Origin of the sequence: Streptococcus pseudopneumoniae, assembly GCF_001068775.1 — a bacterium.
Taxonomy (GTDB): Bacteria; Bacillota; Bacilli; order Lactobacillales; family Streptococcaceae; genus Streptococcus; species Streptococcus pseudopneumoniae_N.
In genome coordinates, this window is sequence record NZ_JWAJ01000134.1 from 1 (window position 1) to 498 (window position 498).

Here is a 498-nt window from a genome sequence, read left to right on the forward strand (position 1 = left end):
ATCCCAGGTGAAGATGGAAACCCAATCACTGTTACAATTGGTGAAGATGGTAAAGGTAAAGTATCAAATGACAACCTTCCTAAGAAAGATGTCCCAGGTACAGGTAAGATTACAGAACCAGGTAAACCAGCTGTTGAAGTTCCAGTAACAACACCAGGTAAGGTAACACCAAATACTCCAACAACTGAAACACCAAGTGAGATTGAAATCACACGCAAACCAAATGGTGATGCGATTGTAACGCCTAAGAAACCAGATGGTTCAACATACCCATCAGGCAGCAAGGTAGTGATTCCAGGTGAAAACAACACACCAATCGAAGTTACAATTGGTGACAATGGTTCAGGTGAAGTACCAAATGACAAACTTCCTAAGAAAGATGTCCCAGGTACAGGAACAGTAACCGAACCTAATAAGAAACCATCACAACCAGTAGATGTAACAACACCAGCTCGTAAGACACCAACAGTAGATGTTGAACAAGATCCTAAGACAGGT

Annotated in this window: 1 protein-coding gene; it reads left to right on the forward strand. The window is 41.8% G+C overall.

Annotated elements, in window-relative coordinates:
* The coding region (locus tag ADF68_RS11100; RefSeq protein ID WP_049549347.1) for a hypothetical protein at positions 1-498 on the forward strand (498 nt) is incomplete at both ends.